Origin of the sequence: Buttiauxella brennerae ATCC 51605 (genome assembly GCF_001654925.1) — a bacterium.
Lineage (GTDB): Bacteria > Pseudomonadota > Gammaproteobacteria > Enterobacterales > Enterobacteriaceae > Buttiauxella > Buttiauxella brennerae.
On the sequence record NZ_LXER01000005.1, the window covers coordinates 173,260 to 186,496 of the forward strand.

Below are 13,237 nucleotides of genomic sequence, written 5' to 3' on the forward strand. Positions count from 1 at the left end.
GGTAAGCGTTGAATATTATTGCAATCATGGGACCGCATGGCGTTTTCTACAAAGACGAGCCAATCAAAGAACTCCACCAGGCGCTGGAAGTTCAGGGTTTTCGCCTGATTTACCCGACCAACAGTACAGACCTGCTGAAACTTATCGAACATAACCCGCGTATCTGCGGCGTCATTTTTGACTGGGATGAATACAGCCTGGATTTATGCAGCGAAATTAATGCGCTGAATGAATATCTGCCGTTGTATGCGTTTATCAACACGCACTCTTCGCTGGATGTCAGCGTCAACGAAATGCGCATGGCGCTGTGGTTCTTTGAATACGCCCTCAGTGCAGCAGACGATATCGCCCTGCGCATCCGTCAGTACACCAATGAATATCTCGATAACATCACCCCGCCGTTAACCAAAGCATTGTTCAACTACGTGAACGAAGGGAAATATACCTTCTGCACGCCGGGGCATATGGCGGGCACCGCCTATCTGAAAAGCCCGGTTGGCTGTTTGTTCTATGACTTCTTTGGTGCGAACACGCTTAAAGCGGATGTCTCTATTTCGGTGACGGAACTGGGATCGTTACTCGATCACACTGGCCCACATCTGGAAGCTGAGGAATATATCGCCCGTACTTTTGGTGCGGAACAGAGTTACATGGTGACTAACGGTACATCCACGTCGAATAAAATCGTGGGTATGTACGCCGCACCTTCCGGCAGCACGGTGCTGATTGACCGTAACTGCCACAAATCGCTGACCCATTTGCTGATGATGACCGACCTGGTACCCATCTGGTTAAAACCGACACGCAACGCGCTGGGGATTTTGGGCGGCATTCCGCAGCGTGAATTTATGCGTGAGAGTATCGAGGCGAAAGTTGCTGCGACGGAAAATGCCCAGTGGCCGGTGCATGCGGTTATCACCAACTCGACTTACGATGGCTTGCTGTATAACACCGAATTTATCAAACAGACTCTCGATGTACCCTCGATCCACTTTGATTCCGCCTGGGTGCCGTACACCAACTTCCACGCTATTTATCAGGGTAAAAGCGGCATGAGTGGCGATCGCGTGCCGGGGAAAGTGATTTACGAAACCCAGTCCACACACAAATTACTGGCAGCGTTGTCGCAGGCATCCCTCATTCATATCAAAGGTGACTACGACGAGGAAACTTTCAACGAAGCCTACATGATGCATACCACTACATCGCCAAGTTATCCGCTGGTGGCATCCATTGAAACGGCGGCAGCAATGCTGCGAGGCAACCCCGGCAAGCGGTTGATTAACCGTTCGGTAGAGCGTGCGCTGCATTTCCGTCGTGAAGTTCAGCGCCTGCGAGAAGAGTCAGAGGACTGGTTTTTCGATATCTGGCAGCCGGAATTTATTGATGAAGCCGCCTGCTGGCCGATTTCGCCAGGCGAAGAGAACTGGCACGGTTTCAAAGATGCCGACGCTGACCATATGTACCTCGACCCGATAAAAGTCACCATTCTGACGCCAGGCATGGATGAGTTAGGGACGATGGCTGATGAGGGCATTCCCGCGGCACTGGTGGCGAAGTTCCTTGATGAACGCGGTGTGGTCGTCGAAAAAACAGGGCCATATAACCTGTTGTTCCTGTTCAGCATTGGGATAGACAAAACCAAGGCGTTAAGTTTGTTGCGTGGTTTGACGGAGTTTAAACGCTCGTACGACCTCAATTTGCGTGTGAAAAACATGCTGCCGGATTTGTATGCTGAAGATCCTGATTTTTATCGCAATATGCGTATCCAGGACCTGGCGCAAGGCATCCACAAATTGATTAAGCAGCACAATCTTTCTGACCTGATGCTGCGTGCTTTTGATGTGCTCCCGGAAATGAAAATGACGCCGCACAAGGCGTATCAACAGCAAGTGAAAGGTAACGTTGAAACGGTAGAAATCGAACAATTGCTTAATCGCGTTTCAGCAAACATGATCCTGCCGTATCCACCCGGTGTGCCAGTGGTGATGCCTGGTGAGATGATCACCAATGAAAGTCGGGCAGTGCTCGATTTCCTGCTGATGCTGTGTTCTGTGGGAGAGCACTATCCTGGGTTTGAAACCGACATTCACGGAGCCAAACTGGGTGAGGATGGCATCTATAGAGTACGAGTCCTAAAATCGGTGTAGCGTATTGATTTACCGATGCATGATAGTTACCGTGCGAAAAAGACAAAGGAGCATTTATGCTGGGTTTAAAGCAAGTTCACCACATCGCTATCATCGCGTCGGATTACCCAACCAGTAAGCATTTCTACTGCGATATTCTTGGCTTTACGCTGCAAGCGGAAGCCTATCGTGAAGAACGGGATTCATGGAAAGGTGATTTGGCATTGAACGGGCAATATGCCATTGAGCTATTTTCCTTCCCGTTCCCGCCAGCAAGGCCGAGTCGCCCGGAGGCTTGTGGGTTACGTCATCTGGCGTTTAGCGTTAACGATATCGACAGCTCGATTGTTCACCTTGAGAAGCATGGTGTGAAGTGTGAGCCGGTTCGTATCGATCCTTTCACCAATAAGCGTTTTACTTTCTTTAACGACCCCGATGGCTTGCCTCTTGAGCTATACCAGCAGTAACGCTTGCCTCTCTTCTCGTAGCCCGGTAACGTGCCGGGCAAAACCTTATTCAAGTTACTGACTATGCCACTTCGTCCTCTCATCAAATTATTGCAACCGCACCCGAATTTGCTGGTGGCGTTTAGTGGTGGCCTGGATTCCACGGTTTTGCTCCATCAGTTGGTTACGCTTCGTGATACGCAGGCCGCAAACCTCCAGATTCGCACCATGCATATTCATCATGGTTTAAGCCCTTATGCTGATGAATGGGCAGAACATTGCCAGCAAGTCTGTGAGCAATGGAACGTGCCGATTGAAGTCAAACGCGTAAAACTGGCAGACGAGGGATTGGGCCTTGAAGCCCATGCGCGAGCAGCACGTTATCAGGCGCTGGCTGAAACAATACGGTCAGACGAAGTGTTGCTAACGGCGCAGCACCTTGATGACCAGTGTGAAACGTTTTTACTTGCCCTGAAGCGGGGGAGTGGCCCTGCGGGACTGGCCGCAATGCCAGAACGTTTGTCGTTTGGTGAGACAGAATTAATCCGGCCGCTTCTGGGGCAAACGCGCAAAGATCTGGAAGCGTGGGCGAATGAACACCAGTTAACGTGGATAGAAGACGAAAGTAATCAGGATGATAGCTACGACCGGAATTTCTTGAGGTTGCGGGTCATTCCTGAAATCCAGCAGCGCTGGCCGCATTTCCCGCAAAGCGTTGCTCGTAGCGCTGAACTGTGTGGTGAGCAAGAGCAGTTACTTGATGAATTACTTGCCGAACAACTCAATGCGCTGATTCAGGACGATGGTTCATTACTGATTGAGCCTCTGCTGTCCCTGAGCGATATCCGACGTGCCGCGTTGTTACGCCGTTGGTTTGCCCGGCAAAAAGCCGCCATGCCATCACGGGCAGCTTTGGCGCGCTTGTGGGGCGAAGTCGCGACCAGCCGTGACGATGCCACTCCCCGCCTGAGATTTGGCGCTTACGAAGTTCGCCGTTATCAGGGGTCACTGTACTGGCTGCCTTTGATGAACGGATTGGGTGATGAAATCATTTCCTGGCCGGCACCTTTTGCACCACTGACGTTGCCTGACGGCCTGGGCACACTTCTATGTAGATCTATTGGGCAGGAAATTCGGGTACCTCACGATAACGAGTCTGTGACCGTGCGCTTTAAGGCTTCCGGGCAGTTCCATATTGTTGGGCGCGAACGTGGCCGAAGCTTGAAAAAAATCTGGCAGGAGTCAGGTATTCCACCCTGGCTGCGCGAAAGAACGCCGCTGCTATTTTATGGTGAGCAATTAATTGCAGCACTGGGTGTTTTTGTCACTCGGGAAGGCATTGCAACGGAACAATCATGCTGGCGTGTCGACTGGCAAAAGGAGAATCAAAAATGAAAAGAATGATTATTTTGGCTGGAGTGTTGTTGTGTAGCCAATCGGTACTGGCAAAAGGTGACGCAGCCGCTGGTGAGCTGAAAGCAATGATGTGTGTGGCCTGCCACGGTGCGACGGGGAAAGTTTCCGTGCCGATGTACCCGAATCTTGCCGGGCAAAACGAGGCGTATCTTGAACACTCGTTGAAGGCATATAAAAAAGGTGAGCGTAGCGGTGGGCAAGCGGAAGTGATGAAGGCTTATGTGAGCGGCCTTTCCAATGAAGATATCAGTAATCTGGCGGCTTACTACGCCTCAATGAAACCGTAAAAAAAACGGGCAGCTCATGGCTGCCCGCGTATGCGGATACTTTGCGTATCAGGACTCGCTAACTACGACAGTACCAATTTCAGGATGGCTGAAGCTGGTAATTTTATCGAGACGAACTTCGCGAGTGGCTCCGGCATCATCGAGAATCAAATATTCGATGTTTTTACGAGACACCAGGTCACTGGCTTTCGCCTTGAAAACTTCTCCGCTCTTTAACTCCAGCGTCAATAATAAGTGATGCTGGCAGGCGAGCTCGAGATTGTCATAATCATCACAATTGATGGGTTGATAGGCATCATTCATTGACATAATCGCTCACCAGTAAGTTCGCGGCAGCATACGCCGCCTGTTCCCTAATCGATTCTGGTTGTGCTTCGTTGGAAGCCACTTCATTCAGCACTTTCAATACGCAACCCAGTGCATCGGGAATGTAACCCAAATCTCCGCTGGCTATTTCCGCATAGCGCCGCCGTACTAATTCACAATACTTTTCCACACGCCCTCCTTTCAGAGTCCCGAACTCAGACTTAATCGTGTGATGCCAGTTAAGCCTACGAAGATAAACTCTGTTTAGCAAGGTGACTATACCACAGCAGTGAAACCGATATCAGCAGACCAACTCGCTACTTGAGTGAATACATAACAGCGTTTTTGCGGGGTTTTCGTTACAATGAGCGCCTTATTGAGTTCGGAGAAGTGTGATGGCGTTAAAAGCGACAATCTATAAAGCGATGGTGAATGTTGCCGATCTCGATCGCAATCAATTCCTGGATAGCAACCTGACGCTTGCGCGCCATCCTTCGGAAACGCAAGAACGTATGATGCTGCGTTTGCTGGCATGGATTAAATACGCCAACGAGCGCCTGCAATTCAGCCGTGGTTTAAGTGCTGAAGACGAGCCGGAAATCTGGCAGCGTAACGATCATATGGGTATCGACCTGTGGATTGAGCTGGGCCTGCCAGAAGAAAAACGCCTGAAAAAAGCCTGTAGCCAATCAGCGCAAGTGGCGCTGTTTACCTATAACAGCCGTGCTGCGGAAGTCTGGTGGCAGCAGCATCAGAACAAACTCAAGCAATACCAAAACTTGTCTATCTGGTATCTGGATGATGAGCAACTGGCGAAGCTGTGTGAGTTTGGTACACGTTCGATGAACTTGCAGGCTACCATTCAGGATGGCGCTATCTGGTTATCTGATGCTGAGAATAATCTCGAAATTCATTTCACGGCCTGGCAGCATCATTGATGATAGTGGTGTCACGAACGGTAGCTATACCGGACACTGAGGTCACTATTACAGCTATCCGCGCGCAGGGAGCGGGCGGTCAGCATGTGAATAAAACCTCAACAGCTATCCATTTGCGTTTTGACATTCGTGCCTCCAGCCTGCCAGAGTATTATAAAGAACGCTTACTGGCGGCAAGTCACCATCTGATTACGCCTGATGGCGTGGTGATTATTAAGGCACAAGAATACCGTAGTCAGGAAATGAACCGTGAAGCGGCAGTCGCACGGCTTATTTCATTGATTCAGGAATTAACCGTTGAGCAGAAAAGCCGACGAGCGACGCGACCTACGCGCGCGTCAAAAGAGCGTCGTCTGGCATCGAAATCACAAAAATCAACGACGAAATCATTGCGTGGAAAAGTCCGTCGCCCTGAGTGACGAACGGCAAAGATATTGACCAGAAGAGGGAAGAGATGGTGAAAAAGATTCTATTGTCGGCAGTTGCCGTATTCAGCTTGTTTGCACTTTTTGGTTGTAATAACCGGGCTGAAGTTCAAACGTTACAGCCGGCTCAAGCCGCAGAACTACAGCCAATGCAGCAAAGTTATAAAGGGGTTTTACCTTGCGCGGATTGTTCAGGGATTGAAACGTCGCTGTTTTTGGAAAAAGACGGCACCTGGGTGATGAACCAACGTTATCAGGGCGCGAAAGAACCGGCAGTATTTGCATCTTACGGTAGCTGGGCGCGCACGGCGGATAAACTTGTTCTCACTGAACGTGACGGTGAAAAGCTCTATTTCCGCCCGAAAGGCGATAACCTGGAGATGTTGGACAGGGCAGGTAATTCGATTGAGTCTCTGCTCAATTACACTCTGACGCCGAGTAAAGAAGCATTACCTGCAACGCCAATGACCATGAAAGGCATGTACAAATATATGGCTGATGCGGCAATTTTCCAGGATTGCACCACCGGGAAAACATTCCCTGTGGCCAGTAACGCAGAACTGGAACGTGGATATGCGGCAGCGCGGGGTGAGGATTACCAGCCGGTGTTGCTGGTGGTTGATGCGCACTTTACCTTGCAGGCATCACCAGATAGCGGCGAGTTGAAGAAAACAGTCGTTGCTGACAGAACAGCTAAATTTGAGCCTAAGAAAAGCTGTCACGATTGATAAACCGTGGATATAAAAAAGCCCCGCTAATTGCTTAGCGGGGCTTTTTCTTTATGCGTCAGACTTAGCGTGGAATCTGTGCCAACAAGAAATCAATGATTTCGCTGGTTTTGATCATCTGCTTCTCGCCTGCACGGCGGTTTTTGTATTCAACTTCTTCGCTATCAAGGTTGCGATCGCCGATAACGACAGTGTGTGGAATACCAATCAGTTCCATATCGGCAAACATCACGCCTGGACGCTCTTTACGGTCATCCATTAATACGTCGATGCCTTTGGCACGCAGAGTTGAGTACAGCTCTTCAGCAAGTTCTTTCACGCGGAAAGATTTGTGCATGTTCATCGGCAGAATCGCAACCTGGAAAGGTGCAATCGCATCTGGCCAGACAATGCCGCGCTCGTCGTTGTTCTGCTCGATTGCAGCAGCCACTACGCGAGTCACACCGATACCGTAGCAACCCATGGTCAGTGTCTGGTTACGGCCATCTTCACCCTGAACAGAGGCTTTCATTGCTTCAGAATACTTGGTGCCGAGCTGGAAGATATGACCCACTTCGATACCGCGTTTAATCAGCAGAGTGCCTTTACCGTCCGGGCTAGGATCGCCTTCCACCACGTTACGAATATCAGCAACTTCTGGCAGCGCAACATCGCGTTCCCAGTTAACGCCAACGAAGTGTTTACCGTCGATGTTTGCGCCCGTCGCGAAATCACTCATTGCGGCAACGGTACGGTCGATAACGACAGGGATTGGCAGATTAATTGGGCCAAGTGAACCTGGACCTGCTTTAGCGACGGCACGAATTTCTTCTTCGGTCGCGAAAGTCAGTGGGCTGGCAACTTGCGGCAGTTTTTCTGCTTTAACTTCGTTCAGTTCATGATCGCCACGAACCAGCAGAGCAACCAGCGGATAAGCGCTACCTTCAGTTGCTTTGACCATCAAAGTCTTCACTGTTTTTTCAACTGGCAGATTGAACTGCTCAACCAACTCGGCGATGGTTTTTGCATTCGGCGTATCGATCTGCGTCATTTCAACAGTGGGTGCAGCACGACCACCTGCTGGAGCAACGGCTTCAGCAAATTCAATATTCGCGGCGAAATCAGAATCAGTTGAGAAGATAACATCATCTTCACCGCTCTGTGCCAGTACCTGGAATTCGTGAGATGCGCTGCCACCAATAGAACCGGTATCTGCTTCTACTGCGCGGAAATCCAGACCCATACGGGTGAAGATTTTGCTGTAGGCTTGATACATTGCATCATAAGTTTCCTGCAGGGATTCCTGAGAAGTATGGAAAGAGTAAGCATCTTTCATCAGGAATTCACGGGAACGCATGACGCCGAAACGTGGGCGCACTTCGTCACGGAACTTAGTCTGGATCTGGAAGAAGTTCAGTGGCAGTTGTTTGTAAGAGCTCAGCTCATTACGAATCAGGTCAGTGATGACTTCTTCGTGAGTTGGGCCGAGAACAAATGGACGATCGCCGCGATCAACAAAACGCAGCAGCTCTGGGCCATACTGTTCCCAACGACCGCTCTCCTGCCACAAATCTGCGGGCTGAACCACGGGCATGCACATCTCGATGGCACCGGCGTTGTTCATCTCTTCACGCACGATGTTTTCGACTTTTTTCAGGACGCGCAGACCGGTCGGCAACCAGGTATACAAACCAGAAGCGAGTTTGCGGATCATCCCGGCACGCAGCATCAGTTGGTGGCTGATGACCTCAGCGTCGGCTGGTGTCTCCTTCAGTGTGGAGAGCAGATATTGGCTAGTACGCATGTTGTTACGGTTCCATTTGAACGGCAGATAACTGGCTACCTGAGTAGCCTGATGCAAAATAAGTGTTTTAGTTTACCAGTGTGGCAGGGATGTCAAAAGAGAAGGGCGATAAATTAACGGGTCTCAATTGCAAACACTTCTGAACCTTCGTCGGTCACACGCCAACGAACGTTAAAATCCAGCAATAAAACGGCGTATGTTTTACCTGTATCTTCTGTCTTACGATAGGCTGGACGAGGATCTTGTGCGAGCACCTGGCGGATGAAACGCTCAATATAAGGGTAACGTTTATCCAGCGCCGGTAATTGCTGCTGCACTTCAGCGGTAAAGTAAACCGGCATATCGGCTGCGGGAGCATGCTGCGCATAACCCGCCATGGCGTCTGGTATCGCTTCGGCAAACGGCAAATAAGGTTTGATATCGACAACCGGCGTGCCGTCGACCAAATCCAGGCTGCCTAACTGCAAAATGACCTGATCTTTCTGGCAACGAATACCTTTTAGCTCAACCAGCGACATCCCAATGGGATTGGGGCGGAAGGTCGAGCGAGTAGCAAAGACGCCCATACGCGCATTCCCACCCAGGCGCGGCGGGCGAACCGTCGGGCGCCAGCCACCTTCCATCGTTTGATGAAAGACAAACAAAAGCCATAGATGGCTAAAGCCTTCAAGACCACGAACAGCATCTGCCACATTATATGGAGGCAGTAAATGCAGCTCGCCACCGCCATCAGTCACTAAACCAGGCTGGCGGGGAACGGCAAACTTCTCTTTATAAGGAGAGTGAATAACACCGATTTGCTCAAAACTAAAGGCTGTCATTTTGCCGAAACGTTTAACGCAGACCCAACACAAACGGCCTGACGATAGCACCCAGGAGTACCACTGGTAACATCACAGCTATGCAATAACACGGCGTTTGCTTTCATTTTTGATGCGTTAACTTGCAAGCGTTTACGGGCTGTTGGGATATTTGGTGGCGAATCCTGATTGCTAACCTGGCATGAATCGCCGCTGACTTCGCCAAGATCGCGGAAAGGCTTACCCACTAACTCTTCAGCATTAGTATAAATTCTTACGGGGGCCGGACGAACTGGCTTCGGTTTAACAGGCTCAGGTACCGGTGTTGTTGCAGTGCTTTTAACAGGTTCAACAGGGGATCTGCTTAGCATCGTACAGCCGCTCAGCATGACTGCTAATAAACAGATCGGTAAAGCACGCATAATTTTTCCTCAATGAATGATAAAACGCGATTATTGAACCAAGCTCTCGCACAAATAACAAGACGGGCATAAGCCCGTCTTAGATTATTTACGCAAAAATAGAAGAATGGAAACTTACCAGCCTTTTACTGCGCCGCCGTTGAAGACTTTGTTTGCTGCTTCGTAAACTTCGTCAGACTGGTAAGCCTGAACGAATTTCTTCACATTTTCAGCGTCTTTGTTGTCTTCACGGGATACGATCATGTTCACGTATGGAGAGTCTTTATCTTCAACGAAGATACCGTCTTTCGCTGGAGTCAGGCCAATCTGGCTTGCGTAAGTGGTGTTGATGATAGCCAGAGCAATCTGAGCATCGTCCAGAGAACGTGGCAACTGAGGTGCTTCCAGCTCAACCAGCTTCAGGTTTTTAGGGTTCTCGGTGACATCCAGAACAGTTGGCAGCAGGCCAACACCATCTTTCAGTTTGATCAGACCTTGTTTTTGCAGCAGCAGTAAAGAGCGGCCAAGGTTAGTTGGATCGTTTGGCAAAGCGACCTGTGCACCAGTTTGCAGCTCATCCAGAGATTTGATTTTTTTGGAGTAACCAGCAATTGGGTATACGAATGTGTTGCCTACGCTTACCAGTTTGTAACCACGGTCTTTGATCTGCTGATCCAGGTATGGTTTGTGCTGGAAGGCGTTAGCATCGATATCGCCTTTGCTCAGTGCTTCGTTAGGCAGAACGTAATCGTTAAAGGTAACCAGCTCAACATCCAGGCCATATTTCTCTTTTGCGACTTTCTGCGCAACTTCAGCAACCTGCTGTTCAGCACCAACGATGACGCCAACTTTAATATGGTTTGGATCTTTCTCGTCCTGACCGCAACCCACAAGTGCCAGAGAACCAATCAGAGCACCAACTGCCGCAAAGGTTTTAAATTTAAAAGACATATCCCTTCCTTACTATGTGTAAAAACGATGTTGTGTTGAACGTATTATTTGTGAGTCACTGCCCGGACGATACGATCGCCTGAGAATTGAATTAAATACACTAATACCACCAATAACACTAATACCGTATTCATCACGGTAGCGTTATAACCGATATAACCATACTGATAACCAATCTGACCTAAGCCTCCGGCACCAACCGCACCACCCATAGCAGAATAGCCAACCAGAGTAATCAGCGTGATGGTTGCAGCATTCACCAGACCCGGTAGTGCTTCTGGCAACAGAACTTTGCGAATGATCTGCATTGGTGTAGCACCCATTGCGCGTGAAGCTTCAATCAGGCCCGACGGGATTTCTAACAAGGCGTTTTCAACCATACGTGCGATGAATGGTGCGGCACCTACAGTTAATGGCACGATAGCAGCCTGCAGACCAATTGAGGTCCCGACAATAGTACGAGTAAATGGAATCATCCATACCAGCAATATAATGAACGGGATAGAACGGAAGATATTCACTAACGCTGAAAGGCTGTTATAAACCTTCGCGTTCGCGCTGATTTGCCCCGGACGTGTAATATAGAGGAGCACACCAACAGGCAACCCAAGAACGAAGCCAAAGAATCCAGACACAAACGTCATTGCCAGCGTTTCATAAACGCCTTTTAACAGTAACCACATCATTGGCTCAGACATAACCCAGCACCTCTACTTTTACATGTTGCTGCTGCAGGTATGCGATAGCAGCGTCCATATCTTGATGTTCTCCGTGCAACTCACACAGCATAATGCCGAACTTCACGCCTCCAGCGTAATCCATCTGCGCGCTTATGATATTGCTGTTCACATTAAAGCGGCGGGCGGTTTCGGAAAGCAGCGGAGCATCAACAGACTGGCCGGTAAATTCCAGGCGCAGTAAAGGAACCGTTGTTTCGCTTTTATCGGCGCTCAAACGCTGTGCGTAATCTTCCGGAATATCCAGATGCAAAGTGGATTGAATGAACTGTTGTGCCAGCGGTGTCTTTGGATGAGAGAACACTTCGCTTACGGTGTCTTGTTCTATTAACTCACCGTCGCTAATGACCGCAACGCAATCACAGATGCGTTTAACAACATCCATTTCATGAGTAATTAAAAGAATAGTCAGGCCAAGACGGCGGTTGATATCTTTCAGAAGTTCCAGAATCGAGCGTGTCGTTGCGGGATCGAGTGCGCTGGTGGCTTCATCGCACAGCAGGACTTTTGGATTACTTGCCAGAGCGCGAGCAATCGCGACACGCTGCTTTTGCCCACCGGACAGGTTAGCTGGGTATGCATCGTGCTTTTCGCTCAGGCCGACTAAATCGAGTAATTCAGACACGCGGCGCTTAATTTCTTCACGTGGCGTATTGTCCAGCTCTAAAGGCAATGCAACGTTGCCATAAACAGTACGGGAAGAGAGCAAATTAAAGTGCTGGAAAATCATGCCAATCTGGCGGCGAGCTTTAGTCAGTTGCCCTTCAGAAAGCGTTGTCAGCTCCTGGCCATCGACCAGTACTGAACCTTGAGTTGGACGTTCGAGCAGGTTTACACAGCGGATGAGTGTGCTTTTCCCTGCACCTGATGCGCCGATCACGCCATAAATTTGCCCAGCAGGAACATGCAGGCTGACATTATTCAGCGCCTGTATGCTGCGGCTTCCTTGCTGGAACACTTTGGTGATATTCGAAAGTTTAATCATTAGGTTATTTATTATCGTATGAGTGTAAGCCGTGGCATTTTCTGCTGCCGATAACGGGCGATGACCGTCATCAATATGGATGTTAAGGCATCCAGACGTCTAAATCAATCTGCGAATGATTGTCTGTTCCCGCGAGGATAAGAAATCATGCGATACTACAGCTAATAATCCCAGTTTCAGGAGTTTCCAAGTGGCACAGTCTGTTCCCGCTATTTTTCTCGATCGTGATGGCACCATTAATGTGGATCATGGCTACGTTCATGAAGTGGACCAGTTCGAGTTCATTGAGGGTGTAATTGATGCAATGCGTGAGTTAAAGGCAATGGGCTATGCATTAGTTCTCGTCACCAACCAGTCAGGCATTGCTCGTGGCATGTTTACTGAAGATGATTTTGAAAATCTCACTGAATGGATGGACTGGTCGTTAGCAGACCGTGGTGTTGATCTTGATGGCATCTATTATTGCCCGCATCACCCAGAGGCAATAGTAGAAGAGTTTCGCCAAACCTGTGATTGCCGTAAACCACACCCGGGCATGTTGCTCTCCGCTCAAGAGTTCCTTCATATAGATATGGCTTCTTCATATATGGTTGGCGACAAATTGGAAGACATGCAGGCAGCTGCAGCGGCACATGTAGGGGCAAAAGTGTTGGTTCGTACCGGCAAGCCAGTCACTGAACAAAGTGAAGCAGCGGCTGATTTTGTCATTAATAGCCTCGCAGACCTGCCAAAAGCGATAAAATCGCGCCAAAAATAAGCGGAACGATTAAAAAGAACGCGGTTGGTAATTATTTTAAAAATAGGGGTTGTCAGCTTCCAGAAAATCCCTATACTGCGCCTCCACTGACACGGCACAACGGCTTACAAACCGGCCCGTCAGCCAGATGAAAAGCGAAAATAAACGC

At 49.3% G+C, this 13,237-nt stretch carries 16 protein-coding genes; 8 read left to right on the forward strand and 8 right to left on the reverse strand.

All coding sequences use genetic code 11. From position 1 onward, the window contains the following. Positions 1-8: 8 nt before the first annotated feature. The 4 genes from M975_RS01150 to M975_RS01165 all read left to right on the forward strand — a co-directional run bounded on the left by M975_RS01150 (position 9) and on the right by M975_RS01165 (position 4,278). Positions 9-2,150 (forward strand): lysine decarboxylase LdcC, encoded by a 2,142-nt coding sequence (locus tag M975_RS01150; protein WP_064556832.1) that lies wholly within the window; start codon positions 9-11, stop codon positions 2,148-2,150. Positions 2,151-2,206: 56 nt separating this feature from the next. Continuing rightward, complete coding sequence (locus tag M975_RS01155) at positions 2,207-2,596, forward strand: VOC family protein (RefSeq protein ID WP_064556835.1); 390 nt, start codon at positions 2,207-2,209, stop codon at positions 2,594-2,596. Between the two features lie 63 nt (positions 2,597-2,659). Then, positions 2,660-3,970: a tRNA lysidine(34) synthetase TilS gene (gene tilS / locus M975_RS01160; protein WP_064556867.1), complete on the forward strand. Its 1,311-nt coding sequence runs from the start codon at positions 2,660-2,662 to the stop codon at positions 3,968-3,970. Next, the gene (locus M975_RS01165; RefSeq protein WP_064556837.1) at positions 3,967-4,278 is read left to right on the forward strand and encodes a c-type cytochrome; all 312 of its coding nucleotides are present in this window, start codon (positions 3,967-3,969) and stop codon (positions 4,276-4,278) included. Before tilS ends, M975_RS01165 begins: the two co-directional genes overlap by 4 nt. A 48-nt stretch (positions 4,279-4,326) precedes the next feature. On the opposite strand, the gene rof is transcribed toward M975_RS01165, so the two are convergent. Both rof and M975_RS01175 read right to left on the reverse strand, forming a co-directional pair. Further along, the gene (gene rof / locus M975_RS01170; protein WP_034460830.1) at positions 4,327-4,587 is read right to left on the reverse strand and encodes a Rho-binding antiterminator; all 261 of its coding nucleotides are present in this window, start codon (positions 4,585-4,587) and stop codon (positions 4,327-4,329) included. Further along, positions 4,574-4,774, reverse strand: coding sequence for a YaeP family protein (locus tag M975_RS01175; RefSeq protein ID WP_034460828.1), 201 nt, complete (start codon positions 4,772-4,774; stop codon positions 4,574-4,576). Before M975_RS01175 ends, rof begins: the two co-directional genes overlap by 14 nt. A 205-nt stretch (positions 4,775-4,979) precedes the next feature. Between M975_RS01175 and M975_RS01180 the strand changes: the two genes are divergently transcribed. Genes M975_RS01180 through nlpE form a run of 3 tightly spaced genes read left to right on the forward strand, consistent with a single transcriptional unit; the run spans position 4,980 to position 6,675 of the window. After that, complete coding sequence (locus M975_RS01180) at positions 4,980-5,522, forward strand: YaeQ family protein (protein ID WP_064516355.1); 543 nt, start codon at positions 4,980-4,982, stop codon at positions 5,520-5,522. After that, entirely contained in the window at positions 5,522-5,941 is a 420-nt protein-coding gene (gene arfB / locus M975_RS01185; RefSeq protein ID WP_064556839.1) for an alternative ribosome rescue aminoacyl-tRNA hydrolase ArfB, read from the forward strand. The genes M975_RS01180 and arfB overlap by 1 nt, the downstream gene beginning before the upstream one ends. 38 nt (positions 5,942-5,979) lie before the next feature. Further along, positions 5,980-6,675 (forward strand): envelope stress response activation lipoprotein NlpE, encoded by a 696-nt coding sequence (nlpE, locus tag M975_RS01190; protein ID WP_064556869.1) that lies wholly within the window; start codon positions 5,980-5,982, stop codon positions 6,673-6,675. Positions 6,676-6,739: 64 nt separating this feature from the next. Here nlpE and proS read toward each other — a convergent pair whose 3' ends face one another. The 6 genes from proS to metN form a co-directional block, all read right to left on the reverse strand. Further along, the gene (proS, locus tag M975_RS01195; RefSeq protein ID WP_064516359.1) at positions 6,740-8,458 is read right to left on the reverse strand and encodes a proline--tRNA ligase; all 1,719 of its coding nucleotides are present in this window, start codon (positions 8,456-8,458) and stop codon (positions 6,740-6,742) included. Between the two features lie 113 nt (positions 8,459-8,571). Continuing rightward, entirely contained in the window at positions 8,572-9,279 is a 708-nt protein-coding gene (gene tsaA, locus M975_RS01200; RefSeq protein ID WP_064556841.1) for a tRNA (N6-threonylcarbamoyladenosine(37)-N6)-methyltransferase TrmO, read from the reverse strand. Beyond that, positions 9,276-9,680, reverse strand: coding sequence for an Rcs stress response system protein RcsF (gene rcsF, locus M975_RS01205; RefSeq protein ID WP_064556842.1), 405 nt, complete (start codon positions 9,678-9,680; stop codon positions 9,276-9,278). The genes tsaA and rcsF overlap by 4 nt, the downstream gene beginning before the upstream one ends. A gap of 114 nt (positions 9,681-9,794) precedes the next feature. Further along, complete coding sequence (gene metQ / locus M975_RS01210; protein WP_064516366.1) at positions 9,795-10,610, reverse strand: methionine ABC transporter substrate-binding lipoprotein MetQ; 816 nt, start codon at positions 10,608-10,610, stop codon at positions 9,795-9,797. A 44-nt stretch (positions 10,611-10,654) separates the two neighbouring features. Then, positions 10,655-11,308, reverse strand: coding sequence for a methionine ABC transporter permease MetI (locus tag M975_RS01215; protein WP_064516368.1), 654 nt, complete (start codon positions 11,306-11,308; stop codon positions 10,655-10,657). Continuing rightward, on the reverse strand, positions 11,301-12,332 hold the full coding sequence (gene metN / locus M975_RS01220) for a methionine ABC transporter ATP-binding protein MetN (protein ID WP_064516370.1): 1,032 nt from the start codon (positions 12,330-12,332) through the stop codon (positions 11,301-11,303). The genes M975_RS01215 and metN overlap by 8 nt, the downstream gene beginning before the upstream one ends. 190 nt (positions 12,333-12,522) lie before the next feature. Between metN and gmhB the strand changes: the two genes are divergently transcribed. Then, the gene (gene gmhB / locus M975_RS01225) at positions 12,523-13,089 is read left to right on the forward strand and encodes a D-glycero-beta-D-manno-heptose 1,7-bisphosphate 7-phosphatase (RefSeq protein ID WP_064556845.1); all 567 of its coding nucleotides are present in this window, start codon (positions 12,523-12,525) and stop codon (positions 13,087-13,089) included. The last annotated feature ends 148 nt before the right edge of the window (positions 13,090-13,237 follow it).